This window comes from Serratia sp. Nf2, from assembly GCF_003028435.1.
In the GTDB taxonomy this organism is placed as follows: domain Bacteria; phylum Pseudomonadota; class Gammaproteobacteria; order Enterobacterales; family Enterobacteriaceae; genus Serratia; species Serratia marcescens_L.
On record NZ_PYTW01000003.1, the window covers coordinates 413884 to 429304 of the forward strand.

At 60.8% G+C, this 15421-nt stretch carries 14 protein-coding genes, 2 tRNA genes and 1 other RNA gene; 6 read left to right on the plus strand and 11 right to left on the minus strand.

Annotated elements, in window-relative coordinates:
• Nucleotides 1-424: 424 nt before the first annotated feature.
• From C9411_RS09800 to C9411_RS09810, 3 genes are all read left to right on the plus strand, one after another.
• Nucleotides 425-514 (plus strand) — tRNA-Ser (locus C9411_RS09800).
• Between the two features lie 627 nt (nt 515-1141).
• Nucleotides 1142-1231: transfer RNA gene (locus tag C9411_RS09805), tRNA-Ser, on the plus strand.
• Nucleotides 1232-1277: 46 nt separating this feature from the next.
• Nucleotides 1278-1397: non-coding RNA, RtT sRNA (locus C9411_RS09810), on the plus strand.
• A gap of 219 nt (nt 1398-1616) precedes the next feature.
• On the opposite strand, the gene C9411_RS09815 is transcribed toward C9411_RS09810, so the two are convergent.
• Nucleotides 1617-1973: a helix-turn-helix domain-containing protein gene (locus tag C9411_RS09815; RefSeq protein ID WP_004928813.1), complete on the minus strand. Its 357-nt coding sequence runs from the start codon at nt 1971-1973 to the stop codon at nt 1617-1619.
• A gap of 295 nt (nt 1974-2268) precedes the next feature.
• On the opposite strand from C9411_RS09815, the gene sdeA reads away from it, so the two are divergent.
• Both sdeA and sdeB read left to right on the plus strand, forming a co-directional pair.
• A complete protein-coding gene (gene sdeA / locus C9411_RS09820) occupies nt 2269-3456 on the plus strand; it encodes a multidrug efflux RND transporter periplasmic adaptor subunit SdeA (protein ID WP_107226960.1) in 1188 nt (395 codons plus the stop codon).
• 24 nt (nt 3457-3480) lie between these two features.
• Nucleotides 3481-6624, plus strand: coding sequence for a multidrug efflux RND transporter permease subunit SdeB (sdeB, locus tag C9411_RS09825; protein ID WP_063989540.1), 3144 nt, complete (start codon nt 3481-3483; stop codon nt 6622-6624).
• Nucleotides 6625-6689: 65 nt separating this feature from the next.
• Here sdeB and C9411_RS09830 read toward each other — a convergent pair whose 3' ends face one another.
• From C9411_RS09830 to hinT, 9 genes are all read right to left on the minus strand, one after another.
• Nucleotides 6690-7169, minus strand: a complete 480-nt coding sequence (locus C9411_RS09830) for an Rrf2 family transcriptional regulator (protein WP_025302433.1) — start codon at nt 7167-7169, stop codon at nt 6690-6692.
• Nucleotides 7170-7432: 263 nt separating this feature from the next.
• A complete protein-coding gene (locus tag C9411_RS09835) occupies nt 7433-7969 on the minus strand; it encodes a glycine zipper 2TM domain-containing protein (RefSeq protein ID WP_167325016.1) in 537 nt (178 codons plus the stop codon).
• A 356-nt stretch (nt 7970-8325) separates the two neighbouring features.
• The gene (locus tag C9411_RS09840; RefSeq protein WP_004928794.1) at nt 8326-9630 is read right to left on the minus strand and encodes an NAD(P)/FAD-dependent oxidoreductase; all 1305 of its coding nucleotides are present in this window, start codon (nt 9628-9630) and stop codon (nt 8326-8328) included.
• Nucleotides 9631-9962: 332 nt separating this feature from the next.
• Nucleotides 9963-10505, minus strand: coding sequence for an alpha/beta hydrolase YcfP (ycfP, locus tag C9411_RS09845; protein WP_033638056.1), 543 nt, complete (start codon nt 10503-10505; stop codon nt 9963-9965).
• 79 nt (nt 10506-10584) lie between these two features.
• Complete coding sequence (nagZ, locus tag C9411_RS09850) at nt 10585-11604, minus strand: beta-N-acetylhexosaminidase (RefSeq protein WP_049207136.1); 1020 nt, start codon at nt 11602-11604, stop codon at nt 10585-10587.
• Nucleotides 11605-11642: 38 nt separating this feature from the next.
• Nucleotides 11643-12509, minus strand: coding sequence for a thiamine kinase (gene thiK, locus C9411_RS09855; RefSeq protein WP_107226961.1), 867 nt, complete (start codon nt 12507-12509; stop codon nt 11643-11645).
• Nucleotides 12490-13080, minus strand: coding sequence for a penicillin-binding protein activator LpoB (gene lpoB / locus C9411_RS09860; RefSeq protein ID WP_107226962.1), 591 nt, complete (start codon nt 13078-13080; stop codon nt 12490-12492). Before lpoB ends, thiK begins: the two co-directional genes overlap by 20 nt.
• Before the next feature lie 26 nt (nt 13081-13106).
• Nucleotides 13107-13496 (minus strand): YcfL family protein, encoded by a 390-nt coding sequence (locus tag C9411_RS09865; RefSeq protein WP_015377465.1) that lies wholly within the window; start codon nt 13494-13496, stop codon nt 13107-13109.
• An 11-nt stretch (nt 13497-13507) separates the two neighbouring features.
• Entirely contained in the window at nt 13508-13858 is a 351-nt protein-coding gene (gene hinT, locus C9411_RS09870; RefSeq protein WP_004928776.1) for a purine nucleoside phosphoramidase, read from the minus strand.
• A 221-nt stretch (nt 13859-14079) separates the two neighbouring features.
• Between hinT and C9411_RS09875 the strand changes: the two genes are divergently transcribed.
• Nucleotides 14080-14985, plus strand: a complete 906-nt coding sequence (locus tag C9411_RS09875) for a transporter substrate-binding domain-containing protein (protein WP_107226963.1) — start codon at nt 14080-14082, stop codon at nt 14983-14985.
• Here C9411_RS09875 and C9411_RS09880 read toward each other — a convergent pair.
• Nucleotides 14982-15359, minus strand: a complete 378-nt coding sequence (locus C9411_RS09880; protein WP_074181196.1) for a helix-turn-helix domain-containing protein — start codon at nt 15357-15359, stop codon at nt 14982-14984. The genes C9411_RS09875 and C9411_RS09880 overlap by 4 nt on opposite strands.
• Nucleotides 15360-15421 lie beyond the last annotated feature (62 nt).

Below are 15421 nucleotides of genomic sequence, written 5' to 3' on the forward strand. Positions count from 1 at the left end.
ACCTCTACTGCATTATTATGTAATGAGTCTGTCCCTGTCTGCGATATCGCCGGCCTGTCACCCGGCAATCTGCGCGGCGTCGTGATATTCCTTGCCAAAAACGCCGCGCCGACATGATTCCATTTAGCGACACATCTGACTAATAATCCAGTATTAATGCATATAACAGCAAACAACCCAATCTCATTGGCGATATATTGAGCTACCTGCACAGAAAAAGGTCAAACAATCGTCTTTCATGGATTCTGGCCGCTGCCTGCCCTGCCCGCTGGCGACCACGAGTGGAAATATCGTTCGGTAAATCAGCAAATTGCTGCAAGTTTGGCTAAACAGTCATGAGAATGAAATAAGAGGGTTGACGCTGAGATCAGATTCTCCTACATTAGCGCCCGTCGACAGCGCAAAGCGTTTTCGACAACAAAACGGTGAGGTGTCTGAGTGGCTGAAGGAGCACGCCTGGAAAGTGTGTATACGCGAAAGTGTATCGAGGGTTCGAACCCCTCTCTCACCGCCAAATTCAAAGAGAAAGCCTGGATTCGCGTCCAGGCTTTTTTTTGCATGGTGTACCGCCGAGAGGGGCGAGAAGCCTCGACAGGGTTCGACAAAACGCCTGAGTTTTGGACCGCCAACGGCGGCCCGCAGGGTGAGCGCAGCGAATCAAGCCCTCTCTCACCGCCAAATTCAAAGAGAAAGCCTGGATTCGCATCCAGGCTTTTTTTTTTGCATGATGCACCGCCGAGAGGGGCGAGAAGCCTCGACTGGGTTCGACAAAACGCCTGCGTTTTGGACCGCCAACGGCGGCCCGCAGGGTGAGCGCAGCGAATCAAGCCCTCTCTCACCGCCAAATTCAAAGAGAAAGCCTGGATTCGCGTCCAGGCTTTTTTTTGCATGGTGTACCGCCGAGAGGGATGCGCATCCCTCCCTCTGCGATCGCGACTCCCATTTCCGCCGGTTATCCGCGAACCTTACCCCTGATTTTCTCGCCCTTTCATGGCTTCAGCCCTGCCGTTCGCCGCAGTTTTCAGCAAAGTGCGCACGGCTTGAGCGGACGAACAAAAACACAGAAATTATTCTTGACCGGATCGGCCCCACTCCCTATAGTAGCGCCCCGTTGCAGCGATGATTTCGCAACAAAAAATATGGTGAGGTGTCCGAGTGGCTGAAGGAGCACGCCTGGAAAGTGTGTATACGCGAAAGTGTATCGAGGGTTCGAATCCCTCCCTCACCGCCATATTCTACAAAGAAGCCTGAACTCACGTTCAGGCTTTTTTGTATGCATAGCGCACTGACCGGGAGGGTGAAAACCCTCGACAGGGTTCGACAAAACGCCCGCGTTTTGGACCGCCAACGGCGGCCCGCAGGGTGAGCGCAGCGAATCTATCCCTCCCTCACCGCCATATTCTACAAAGAAGCCTGAACTCACGTTCAGGCTTTTTTGTATGCATAGCGCACTGACCGGGAGGGTGAAAACCCTCGACAGGGTTCGACAAAACGCCTGCGTTTTGGACCGCCAACGGCGGCCCGCAGGGTGAGCGCAGCGAATTTATCCCTCGTTCCACATAGACAAAAAAGCCCGAACGCAAATTCAGGCTTTTTTATCCCCACTCGCCAACCGCTCAGTGGTGCGTGCGCCCCATAGACGCCGGCTGCGCCAACGCGCGGCGCCAGTCGCCCGGCGTTTGGCCGAACTGGCGCTTGAAGCTGCGGTTGAACGACTGCTGTGAGTCGAAGCCAAGCGAAATCGCCACGCTGACGATAGGCTCGCCGCTGTTGGCCAGGCGCTCCGCCGATACTTTCAGTTTTTGCATGCGGATATACTCCCCTAGCGCGTAGCCGGTCTGGCGTTTGAACATGCGCTGCAGATGCCATTTGGAATAGCCCGCGCGGTCCGCCACGGTGTTGATATCCAGTTTCTCTTCCAGATTGTTGTCGATCCACGCCTTCAAATCGGTAATAAAGCCCGTCGTGTTCATGCTGATGCTCCCATCATTCGGCAGGGTCACCCTCTGCCCGATGCACATACGTTGCAACAGTTTCGCTTTAAATGCAATTTTTATTATTGCATTTACCAGAAAGCCGCCACTATACTCCACCCAATTAATGTAACCGATATTGATACATTAATGTGACACCAATGTGTTTCAAAACCTAACGCTGCGCCGCTGCACGACGCAGCCGCCCCCTCACCGCACGCCGGCGCGGGGGCGAATCCCGGAGAACAGGGCCGGGTATGGGGCCTGACCGCGCTTACTTATCGGAATAAAAATAATGGCAAATCAACCAAACTCATCGTTCAACGCCGGCGGCCGCACGCGCGCCGTCGCTCTGGGCCAGCGGCTCTCCGGGGTGGCGCTGTTGGCCGCCCTGCTCGCCGGATGCGACAACAGCGTCGCGCACAACGCCCCGCCACCGCCGCCGGTGGTCAGTGCCGCCAGCGTGGTGGTCAAGCCGATCAGCCAGTGGGATGCGTTCAACGGCCGGGTCGAAGCGGTGCAAAGCGTGCAACTGCGCCCACGGGTCTCCGGCTACATCGAGCGGGTCAACTACACCGAAGGCGACGAGGTGAAAAAAGGCCAGGTGCTGTTCACCATCGACGATCGCACCTACCGCGCCGCACGCGAACAGGCGCAGGCGGAACTGGTGCGGGCTCGCAACCAGGCCGCCCTGGCGCGCAGCGAATCCTCGCGCACCGAGAAACTGATCGGCACTCAGGCCATCTCTCAGGAAGTCTGGGAGCAGCGTCGGTCATCCGCCGCGCAGGCGCAAAGCAACGTGCTGGCGGCGCAGGCCCAGCTCGATATGGCGCAGCTGAATCTCGACTTTACCCGCGTTATCGCGCCGATTGACGGGCGCGCCAGCCGCGCGATGATCACCGCCGGCAACCTGGTCACCGCCGGCGACAGCGCCAGCGTGCTGACGACGCTGGTGTCGCTCGACAAGGTCTATGTCTATTTCGACGTGGATGAAGCCACCTTCCTGCGCTATCAGCAGCAGGGCCGGCACGACGCGCGCCTGCCGGTGAAGGTCGGCCTGGTAGGCGAAGACGGCACCCCGCATCAGGGGCTGGTGGATTTCACCGATAACCAGCTGAACGCCGGGACCGGCACCATCCGCATGCGCGCCCTGCTCGACAACCGCGATCGCCGCTTCACGCCGGGGCTGTTCGCCCGGGTACAGATGCCCGGCAGCGCCGAGTTCAACGCCATGCTGATCGACGATAAAGCGGTGATGACCGATCAGAACCGCAAGTTCGTTTACATCGTCGATAAAGACGGCAAGGCGCAGCGCCGCGACATCGACGTGGGCCGCATGGCCGAAGGATTGCGCATCGTGCAGAAAGGGTTGGCAAACGGCGATCGGGTGATCGTTGACGGCATGCAGAAAGTGTTTATGCCGGGCATGCCGGTCGACGCGAAAGCCGTCGCCATGACTCCTATCGCCTCCGCACTTAACTAAGCTCCCAGCAGAGACTTCTGACCCATGGACTTTTCCCGCTTTTTCATCGACCGACCGATCTTTGCCGCGGTGCTGTCGATCCTGATTTTTGTCGCTGGGGTGATAGCCATCCCGCTGCTGCCGATCAGCGAGTACCCGGACGTGGTGCCGCCCAGCGTGCAGGTGCGCGCAGAATACCCGGGCGCCAACCCGAAAGAGATCGCTGAAACGGTGGCCACGCCGCTGGAAGAAGCGATCAACGGCGTTGAAAACATGATGTACATGAAATCGGTCGCCGGTTCCGACGGCGTGCTGGTGACCACCGTCACCTTCCGCCCGGGCACCGATCCCGATCAGGCGCAGGTGCAGGTGCAAAACCGCGTGGCGCAGGCCGAAGCGCGCCTGCCGGAAGACGTGCGTCGCCAGGGCATCACCACCCAGAAGCAGTCCCCGGCGCTGACGCTGGTAGTGCATCTGGTCTCGCCTTCCGGCAAATACGATTCGCTGTATCTACGCAATTACGCCACCCTGAAGGTCAAGGATGAGCTGGCCCGCCTGCCGGGCGTCGGCCAGGTGCAGATCTTCGGCGCCGGTGAGTATGCGATGCGCATCTGGCTTGATCCGAACAAGGTCGCCGCGCGCGGGCTGACCGCCTCCGACGTGGTGAGCGCCATGCAGGAGCAGAACGTGCAGGTCTCCGCCGGCCAGCTCGGCGCAGAGCCGATGCCGACGCGCAGCGACTATCTGCTGTCGATCAACGCCCAGGGCCGCCTGCAAACCGAAGAAGAGTTCGGCAACATCATCCTCAAGAGCGGCGACAACGGCGAGATCGTGCGGCTGCGCGATGTGGCGCGCATCGAAATGGGCTCCGGCAGCTACGCGCTGCGCGCCCAGCTCAATAACAAGGATGCGGTCGGTATCGGTATCTTCCAGTCGCCGGGCGCCAACGCCATCGAGCTGTCGGACGCGGTGCGCGGCAAGATGGCCGAACTGGCGACCCGCTTCCCGGACGGCATGAGCTGGAAATCGCCTTACGATCCGACGGTGTTTGTGCGCGATTCGATCCGCGCGGTGGTGGATACCCTGCTGGAAGCGGTGATCCTGGTGGTGCTGGTGGTCATTCTGTTCCTGCAAACCTGGCGCGCCTCGATCATTCCGCTGTTGGCGGTCCCGATCTCCGTGGTCGGCACCTTTGCCGCGCTGTATCTGCTGGGCTTCTCGCTCAATACCCTCAGCCTGTTCGGGCTGGTGCTGGCGATCGGCATCGTGGTGGATGACGCCATCGTGGTGGTGGAAAACGTCGAGCGTAATATCGAAGAGGGGCTGTCGCCGCTGGCGGCGGCGCACCAGGCGATGCGCGAGGTCTCCGGCCCGATCATCGCCATCGCCGTGGTGCTGTGCGCGGTGTTCGTACCGATGGCGTTCCTCTCCGGCGTTACCGGCCAGTTCTACAAGCAGTTCGCCGTCACCATCGCCATCTCGACGGTGATCTCCGCCATCAACTCGCTGACCCTGTCGCCGGCGCTGGCGGCGCGCTTGCTCAAACCGCACGGCGCGCCGAAAGATCTGCCGTCGCGCCTGATCGACCGGCTGTTTGGCTGGCTGTTCCGGCCGTTCAACCGTTTCTTCGCCAGCGGTTCGCACCGCTACCAGCGCGGCGTATCCCGCGTGCTGGGCCGGCGCGGCGCGGTGTTCGTCGTCTATCTGCTGCTGCTGGCCGCCGCCGGGGTGATGTTCAAGACCGTGCCCGGCGGCTTTATCCCGACGCAGGACAAGCTGTACCTGATCGGCGGCGTGAAAATGCCGGAAGGCGCCTCGCTGGAACGCACCGATGCGGTGATCCGCAAGATGAGCGCCATCGGCCTGAGCGTGGACGGCGTCACCGATGCGGTGGCCTTCCCCGGCCTGAACGCGCTGCAGTTCACCAATACGCCGAATACCGGCACGGTGTTCTTCGCGCTGGAGTCGTTGAGTACCCGTACCCGCACCGCGGCGCAGATCAACGCCGAAATCAACGCGCGCATCTCACAGATTCAGGAAGGTTTCGCCTTCTCAATCATGCCGCCGCCGATCCTCGGTATCGGCCAGGGCTCCGGCTATTCGCTGTACGTGCAGGATCGCGCCGGGCTGGGCTACGGCGCGCTGCAGACGGCGATCAACACGATGTCCGGCGCCATTATGCAAACGCCGGGGATGGGCTTCCCGATCTCCTCGTATCAGGCCAACGTGCCGCAGCTGGATGCCAAAATCGATCGCGACAAGGCCAAGGCGCAGGGGGTGCCGCTCAATGCGCTGTTCAGCACGCTGCAGACCTACCTCGGTTCGTCTTACATCAACGACTTCAACCGCTACGGCCGCACCTGGAAGGTGATGGCGCAGGCCGACGGCCAGTTCCGCGACAGCGTGGAGGACATCGCCAACCTGCGCACCCGCAACGACAAAGGCGAAATGGTGCCGATCGGCAGCATGGTCAGCATCGGCACCACCTACGGCCCGGATCCGGTGATCCGCTATAACGGCTTCCCGGCGGCGGATCTGATCGGCGACGCCGATCCGCGCGTGCTCTCCTCTACCCAGGCGATGGGCGCGCTGACGCAGATGGCCGGCAAGCTGCTGCCGAACGGCATGAACATCCAGTGGACCGATCTGAGCTACCAGCAATCGACCCAGGGCAACGCCGCGCTGGTGGTGTTCCCGGTGGCGGTGTTGCTGGCGTTCCTCGCGCTGGCGGCGCTGTATGAGAGCTGGACGCTGCCGTTGGCGGTGATCCTGATCGTGCCGATGACCATGCTGTCGGCGCTGTTCGGCGTGTGGCTGACCGGCGGCGACAACAATGTGTTCGTGCAGGTCGGGCTGGTCGTTCTGATGGGGCTGGCCTGCAAGAACGCCATTCTGATCGTCGAGTTCGCCCGCGAGCTGGAAATGCAGGGCAAAGGCATCGTCGAGGCGGCACTGGAGGCCTGTCGCCTGCGGTTGCGGCCGATCGTGATGACCTCCATCGCCTTCATCGCCGGCACCATCCCGCTGATCCTCGGCCACGGCGCCGGCGCCGAGGTGCGTGGCGTCACCGGCATCACGGTGTTCTCCGGCATGTTGGGGGTCACCCTGTTCGGGCTGTTCCTGACGCCGGTGTTCTACGTCACCCTGCGGCGCCTGGTGGCGCGCAAAGCACAGTCACAGACCGTCTGAATGCGGCGTTAAAATGCAAAAAGGTCGGGCATTGCCCGACCTTTTTTTATGCATGCGAACCGCGATTATTTGTCGGCGGTTTCAGCCTCTTGCGCGGCGGCGTACTCCGCGCAGGCGCGCTTGTCGCCCCGCTCCAGTTCGGCCAGCGAATCGGCCACGGTGTGGCGCGCCAGCACCGCAAGCGAAGCCTGCTCGGCCTCGTTCACCACCGATTTGAAATACCAGCAGGCGTTGGCGCTCACCAGGCAACGGGCCGGCACTTCAGGGCGGGAAGCCCAGATGCGCTTATCGTCGATCACCGCCAGATAGATGTCCCGCAGGGTGATCTCTTCCGCCGGGCGGCCGAGATGGATAGAGCCGTTTCGGCCCAGGGTGGAAACGATGATGCCGTCTTTGGTCAGCGGGACCATCAGTTTGCGGATAAAACTGGGGTTGGCTTCCAGAGCGGCGGCGAGGGTGGCGCTTGTCGAACGCATGCCCTGCTTCTCAGCTACGGCGACGCTAAGGACCATTTGCAACGCTGTCGGAAAGCGAAAATCTAACATGTCGTTATCTCTGCGAGACGAAATACTCGGGTTTGGCCGGTGTGGCGATTGGCACCGAACACACCGCTTAATTGCACAATAATATAACAAACGCGGGGGCTTTTTTGAAGTTTTGCCCAGTGATATCGCACGCAGACATTAGAACAATCGCAAATTCTTGGCAGGCAGAAAACAGAAACCCGCGTCAATGTTAACGCCGCTCGCTTAACCGGGTTAAACGATCAGAACTAACACTGCCCGCGGGCTTAATTCGAATGTGGCGATCAGGCTCTGTTCAGCACCAGTTGCCCGTTTTTATCCAACGGGATTTGCGTGCCCGGATCGTGATCCATGCGGATCTTGCCCTGCTGATTACCGATCTTGTAAGTCACGTCATAACCCAGCATTTTCTGGGACTTGTCGTAGACCGTTTTGCAACGCTGCTGAACGCTGGTGCTGACGTCGTTGTTCTGCATCGCCCCTTGCACCTGGTTGCCGGCATAGCCACCGCCCAGCGCGCCGACCACGGTCGCCACGTCGCGCCCCCGACCGCCACCGAACTGGTGGCCGATCACGCCGCCCGCCACTGCGCCCAGCACAGAACCGGCGATGCGGTTTTCATCCTGCACCGGCGCACGGTGCGTAACGGTGACGTTGCGGCATTCCTGACGCGGCGTTTTGATGGTTTCTTTGATCGGCGTTGCGGCGAGCACCTGCGCGTACTGCGGACCGGCAGAAAAGACGTCCAGGCTGGCTACTGCTGCAATCCCCAGAGCGGCAGCGACACCAATTCCAACACCGGCTAACATTGACTTGTTCACAGGAAACCTCCTGAAAGTGTTACCACGCATTTTTTCCGGGGTCTGTGACCGGCTGGCACCGCGCTTATTATTTTGCGCATGGGCGGCTTGCGGTATCCCGGTTTACGGCGTGCGCGACGCGCCGTCTGTAAACGAGGTAAAGTCTGCACAATGATCTGAGGACCCGCAATAAGACAAGGGGACCAAAAATGCGGGAAAACGGCCGTTTTCCCGTTGTTTAGGAGGAATCTTAAGAATTTTACCCATGTCGACGACAGCTTATGCTGAAGAATCAAGCAACCGCCGCCGTTCGCCTCGCGCCGCCCAAAAAAAACCCGCGCGGGCGAACCGGCGCGGGTTGATCGACAAAGGCAGGATCAGTGCATTTTCAGACGCGGGCGGATCACCCGGTTGATGCCGCCCACCAGCATCATCAGGCCGGTTTTGATATAGCCGTGCAACGCCACTTGGTGCATGCGGTACAGCGAGATGTAAACGAAACGCGCGATGCGCCCTTCCACCATCATCGAGCCGCGCATCAGGTTGCCCATCAGACTGCCGACGGTGCTGAAGCGCGACAGCGACACCAGCGAGCCGTGGTCTTTATACACGTATGGCTTCAGCGTCTGGCCGTTCATCAGCGCCAGAATATTGGTGGCGCAGCGCGAAGCCATCTGGTGCGCCGACTGGGCGCGCGGCGGCACGAAACCGCCCCCCTCTTTCGGGCAAGAGGCGCAGTCGCCGATGGCGAAGATGTTCGGATCGCGCGTGGTCTGCAGCGTCGGCTCCACCACCAACTGGTTGATGCGGTTGGTTTCCAGGCCGCCGATGTCTTTCATGAAGTCCGGCGCCTTAATGCCGGCCGCCCACACCATCAGATCGGCGTCGATAAACTCGCCGCCCTTGGTGTTCAGGCCTTTGGCGTCCGCGCTGGTCACCATGGTGTTGGTCAGCACGCGCACGCCCAATTTGATCAGTTCCTGGTGCGCAGCGGCGGAAATGCGCGGCGGCAGCGCCGGCAGAATGCGCTCGCCGGCTTCCACCAGCGTCACGTTGAGCGCGCTGTTGTCCAGGCCTTCGAAACCGTAGCTGTGCAGCTGCTTGACCGCGTTGTGCAGTTCGGCGGACAGCTCAACGCCGGTGGCGCCGCCGCCGACGATAGCGATGTTGACCCGCTCTTTTTGCCCCGGCTGCGCCGAGAACTTCAGGAACAGGTTGAGCATTTCGTTGTGGAAACGACGTGCCTGATGTGGGTTATCCAGGAAGATGCAGTGCTCTTTCACGCCCGGCGTACCGAAATCGTTCGAGGTGCTGCCCAGCGCCATCACCAGGATGTCGTACGGCAATTCGCGCGCCGGCACCAACTCGCCGCCCTGCTCGTCGCAGATCTGCGCCAGCTGCAGCGTTTGCGTCTCGCGGTTGATGTTGGTCAACGACCCCAGCTGGAAGCTGAAATGGTGGTTGCGCGCGTGCGCCAGGTAGCTGAGCGCATCCACGCCGTCATCGAGGGAACCGGTTGCCACTTCGTGCAACAGCGGTTTCCACAAATGGCTGTGGTTGCGATCCACCAGCGTGATCTCCGCTTTGTTCTTGCGGCCAAGTTTATGGCCCAGGCTGGTCGCCAGCTCCAGACCACCGGCGCCGCCGCCAACAATAACGATTTTCTTCTTTGGCGTTGTCAAAATAACCCCCTAAATGTGAACCATTTGTTATTCCAGAGTAAATAAATAATATCCTTAGAATACATAGGGTTCGCTTAAAATAAATCGGCTCTCTAAGGCCAGAATAACATGCGAGGTTATTTGGTCATACCAAAATTGACGTACATCAATTTTTTTTGGTTAAAGGCTGGACGAGGGGATTTTTTGGGGATTGCGATTCAAATAGTTAGCGCTGAGTCACAGTTTTAAATTTTGCCGATTGCAACACGGAATCTTGCTTTGACGCACAAAAAAGCCGCACTTTCCGTCGGTGAAAAACGGGGAGCGCGGCTCGCGGCAGCGTTATGAAACTGTTAACCCAGTGCCTTGAACGCCTTGATCCGCTGCAGATGCGGCGAGATGTTTTTGAACTTGTGCGTCTGCTGTTCATCCCACACGATTTCGTAGTAGTGATGCAGCAATTCGGCGCTGCGCCGGTTATCCAGCACCTCGTCGTGCCGCGACAGCACCACCAGACAGCGATCGCGATTTTTCTCGCGGAAATCCTCCACGCACTTGGTGGCAATATCGCGGTACTCTTCCGGCCGGTCTATCTTGCCGTGCATGTGCTCTTCCGGGTACAGATTGGGATTGAACATCGCCTGGCGAATGCCGCACAGAAAGCCGATGCGCTCCGCCCAGAAACCGCCGAGGCCGACCCCGCAGATCAACGGATGCGCATCGCCGCCCTGCTGCACCGCCTTGTCCACCTCTTTCAACAGATGCTGCATGTCGTGACGCGGATGCAGCGTGCTGTAGCTGATGAAGCGCACGTCCGGATCGATAAACTGCAGCTGTAACACCTTTTCATGATTGCCGGGACTGGTGGAATCAAAGCCGTGCAAATAGATAATCATGTGGATCCTCGCAACAAGCCAAGGGCCGCGGGCGCGGCCCTCATCATTTCCGCTCTGCGCCGCGATGCGGCGCCTGGATTCACCCTTGCGAACGCTGCTTGTGCTCCTCCCAGCGTTCGCTCAGCGCGCTGAGCGCCTTGTGCGCCTGCTGCCAGCGCTCGGAGTCGCGCAGTTCCTGACGGGTGAACTGACCGCGATGATATAACCGCTTCACCTTCTCTGCTTTGACCGGGGACAGGTTATCCAGCACGCTGACCGCACCTTCGCGGTGGTTGCACACCAGGATCATGTCGCAACCGGCATCCAGCGCCGCCTGGCCGCGCTCGGCGTAGCTGCCCATGATCGCGGCGCCTTCCATCGACAGATCGTCGGAGAAAATCACGCCGTCGAAGCCCAGTTCCTGACGCAGGATCTGCTGCAGCCAGTATGGCGAGCCGCTGGCCGGACGCGGGTCCGCTTCAGTATAGATGACATGGGCCGGCATGACGGCGTCCAACAGCTGGCGGTTGATCAGCTCGCGGAAGATCGCCATGTCGTGCTCACGGATCTGCGCCAGCGGCCGCGGATCGCGCGGGGTTTCCTTGTGCGAATCGGCGCTGACGGCGCCGTGCCCCGGGAAGTGTTTGCCGGTGGTTTTCATGCCGGCGCTGTGCATGCCGAGGATAAAGCGTTCCGCCATCGCCAGCGCCTGCTGCGGATCGCTGTGGAACGAACGTTCGCCGATCGCCGCGCTGCCGTGGCCGATATCCAGCACCGGCGCAAAGCTGATGTCGATATCCTGCGCGATCATCTCCGCCGCCATCAGCCAGCCGGCCTCCTGCGCCAGACGGCCACCTTCCTGCGCATCGTGCAACGCGGCAAACGACTGCGCCGCCGGTAAACGGGTGAAGCCCTCGCGGAAGCGCTGTACGCGCCCGCCCTCCTGATCTACCGCCACCACCAGCCGATCGTGCGATTCGGCGCGGATCTGGCGCACCAGCTCACGCAACTGCTCCGCATCGTGGAAGTTGCGGGTAAACAGGATCAATCCGCCAACCAGCGGGTGTTTCAATATTTCGCGTTCTTCTGCATCCAGCTCGTAGCCGGCGACATCTAGCATTACTGGGCCCACGGGCACCTCACTTCATTATTGTTCGTTCAGAATTCGGATGATGATAAACAAAGTCGCCGGCGCACCGCCGCGCCCCAGCGCAAAAATTCGGCGTCGCCGCTCTGCTGCCAGCGCACTTCAAACCACAGCAGCATCAGATAATCCACCCACGGCAGCCAGCGGCGCACCTGCGCCTGCAGCCGGGCGACGTCGTGATAGCCCTGGCGCGCGTAGTGCTGCAAAAAGCGCTGCTGTTGGGCGGCCGACCAAGCGTTGGCGCGAAACAGCGCGGCGATATCCAGCGCCACGTCGCCGTCGGCGGCATATTCCCAGTCGATCAGCCGCAGCCCCGCGCCGGTGGCGAGCAGATTGCCCGGATGAATGTCCATGTGCAGCGGCGCCAGGCGCAGCGGCCGTGGCAAGGCGCTGCGTAAAAAATGACGCTGCAGGCGCAGCCAGTCAGGGGTTAAACGCCGCCTATCCAGTTGCTGCCAGTAGCGGAGGAACTGCCGTCGCAGATCCAGTCGGTAACCGCTGAGCGGCCGCCGATGCAGTTCCGCCGCCATCGCCGCCAGCTCGCCGCGCTGATTCAGCGCCGCAAACTCGGTATCTGTGACGACGTCACCTTCGAGCCACTCGAGGATAAGCCACTGATTATTCTGTGCGAAAACCCGTGGCCCCAGCCCTGGCGCGCAGCGGCGCAGGACCCGCGCTTCCCGCTGGCGGCTCACGCCCAGCGCACGCTTTTCCGCACTGTGCTGCCGCGCCAACAGCGTGATGCCCGCGCCGTCGATGCGCCAGCTCTCGCCGGTCAGCCCCTGCACCGGGCTAAAATGACAACCGGCGGTATTCACCGCCGGCAGTCTGGTTTCCATCAATCGTCGCAGCGCGGCCTCAGCGTTTAACGGCGCCATTGCCCGACCAGACGATCTCGCCGGTTTGCACCAGCATCAGCTGCATATCCAACGCCGGCGACTTCACGTCGCCGCTGACGTCGCTGTACAGCACGTACTGCGCGCCGACGATACGCGCCAGGCCAATCGCCTTGCTGCGCGAACCGAAGCTGTCATCCGCCGACAGGCCCAGCGTTTGTCTGGCGCTGGTCAGCTTCGCTTCCGGCACCACGCTGAAGGTGGAATTCGACGCCAGCGCCTTATACAGCGCCGCGGTGGCTTTGCCCATCTGCAGCGAACCATTGGTGTTGTTCTTGACGCTGTCCAGCAGCAGCACGCTGCCGGCCGTGACGCCATCGGCCTTCAGCATCTGCCCCACCAGCGGCTGAACGCTGCCCAGCCAGTCAAGCTGCTGGATTTTCGGCGGCTGCGGCACCGGCTCGGTGGTTGGCGGCTGTGGCTGCTCGACCGGCGGCGTCGGTTGATCCGGCTCGACGGTGACCGGCGGCAGCGGCTGATCCGGCTCGGGCGGACGCGACAGACAGCCGCTCAGGGTTAATGCGGCCAGCGCCACTAAGACGTACTTTTTCATGCTTTTTCTCCAAACCTGGCAAGCGCTTACAGGTACAGATACAGACGCGCGCTTTTGGCGTCCAGGTTGCCGTTAATCGAGTAGATTTTGGCGTCCGAGTCGGGCGCCACGACGATCTCGCGCGGTTTCTCGAAGGGACGAATATCCAGCCCCTGCGCGTCGTACCAATAGAAACGATAATGTACGGTGACCGGCGTCGGCTGGCTGTTATTGAGCACCGAGGTCGCCATCACCCGCCCGGAGGCGTTCGAAATCGAGGGCGTATCGGCCAAAATGCCGGCGGTCAGCACCGAAGGATCCATCACCACCGTCTGCCCTTGGTTGACCGCGATGCCGGGCGGTGAACTGCATCCCATCAGCAACGCGGCGGGCAGCGCCAACGCCATCAGACCACGCAGAGTTTTTTTACCGCGCATGATTTCCTCGCTTAACGTGACAACAGCGGCCCCAGCGAGCGGCCACCGACCAGGTGCATATGAATATGATAGACCTCCTGACCGGCGTGGCGGTTGCAGTTGACGATCAGGCGATAGCCGTCTTCGGCGATGCCTTCCTGTTCGGCGATCTTCGCCGCGGCGGTGATCATGCGGCCCAGCGCGGCTTCGTGCTCCACGGTCACATCGTTGACGGTTGGGATCAGCACGTTGGGAACGATCAGCACATGGGTGGGTGCCTGAGGGGAGATGTCACGGAAAGCGGTGACCAGTTCATCCTGATAAACCACATCAGCAGGGATTTCGCGGCGGATAATTTTACTGAAAATCGTTTCTTCGGCCATCTGGCGTTCCTTGTTTTACACAATTAGCTGTACGCAGTATGAGTGACAAATTCTACTGCTTTCAACCTGATTGCGCACTTTCCGCGTCGAGTGCTGCAGATTCGCGCAGGCCGGCGCCCCGTTTGTGCATCTTTTCACTTTGGTTATTCACTATTGTTGCTTTACTTGCCCTGTGCCGCCGCCAATAGTAACCCCATGATTAACAAAGAGTAGAGGGTGTTATGCCACTGAGGATTTCGGCGCTGTACGCGCTGTTGCTGAGCGCTGCCGTTCAGGCGGCCACGGCGGGCGGTATCGATCTGCGGGCTAACCAAGAGCCGATACGCGCAGAGCCGAACCCGGCCGCTATCACACTGATTCCGGCGAATTTTCACTTTGCCGTGCCCGGCAAGCTGACGGTGGCGGTGGCGTTCGAGAATTCTCCGCCGCTAGCGCTGTTCGCCGAGGACAATAAAACGCTGATCGGCAGCGATCCGGACATCGCCCGCCTGGTGGCCGACAGCCTCGGGCTGGCGCTGAATCTGGTGCCTACCTCCTGGGAGGATTGGCCGCTGGGCATCAGCGCCGGCAAATACGATGCGGCGATCTTCAACATCGCCGTCACCAAGCAGCGCAAGACCAAATTCGACTTCGCGACCTATCGGGTGGACACGCTGGGCTTTTACGTCAAATCCACCAGCCACATCACCTCGATCAACCGGCCGCAGGACGTCGCCGGGCTGCGGATCATCGTCGGATCCGGCACCAATCAGGAAAACATACTGCTGGGATGGGATAAGCAAAACCGCGCCGCCGGGCTGCCGCCGGTACAGCCGATCTACGTGACCGACGACGCCGCCACCAACCTGAGCATTCAGTCCGGGCGCGCCGACGCATTCTTCGGCCCCCACTCCACCGGCGCCTACAAGGCGGCGCTGACCGGCAAAACCAAAATGGTCGGCATCGGCCCCAACGTGGCCTACGTGGCGGTTACCAGCAAGAAAGACAATGGGCTGGTGAACGCCATCAACGCCGCCATCAACGGCGTCATCGTCAGCGGCGAATACGCGCAGGTGCTGGAGCGCTGGGGCGAAGGCGATGAAAAGGTCGAGCGTTCCGCCATCAACCCGCCGGGCATCGGCGACTAGCCGCCGATCAGCTGCGGCGCGTGCCGGCGCATCCACTCGGCCAGCGAGTCGAGCGTCGGCCGCAGCGATTTGCCGAGTGCGGTGACCTGGTACTCCACCCGCGGCGGCACTTCGGGAAATACCTGCCGCGTCACCAGGCCGCGCAGCTCGAACAGCCGCAGCTGGCGCGTCAGCTCTTTTTGCGCAATGGGCGCCACCGCCCGCTGCAGCTCACTGAATCGCACAGGGCCGTCGATCACGATCAGCCGGTACAGGATCGGTATCGCCCATTTGCCCGACACCAGATTGACGAAGTCCACCATCGGGCAGGATTCGCCCGCCGCCGGCAACGCCGCCAAATTATTTTCCGCCGCTAATGGCGCTTGTGCCGTCATTTCATCCCACCTCGCCCTTTAGTATCCAAAAGGTGCCTACTATGCAAAAGGAACTATAGCGC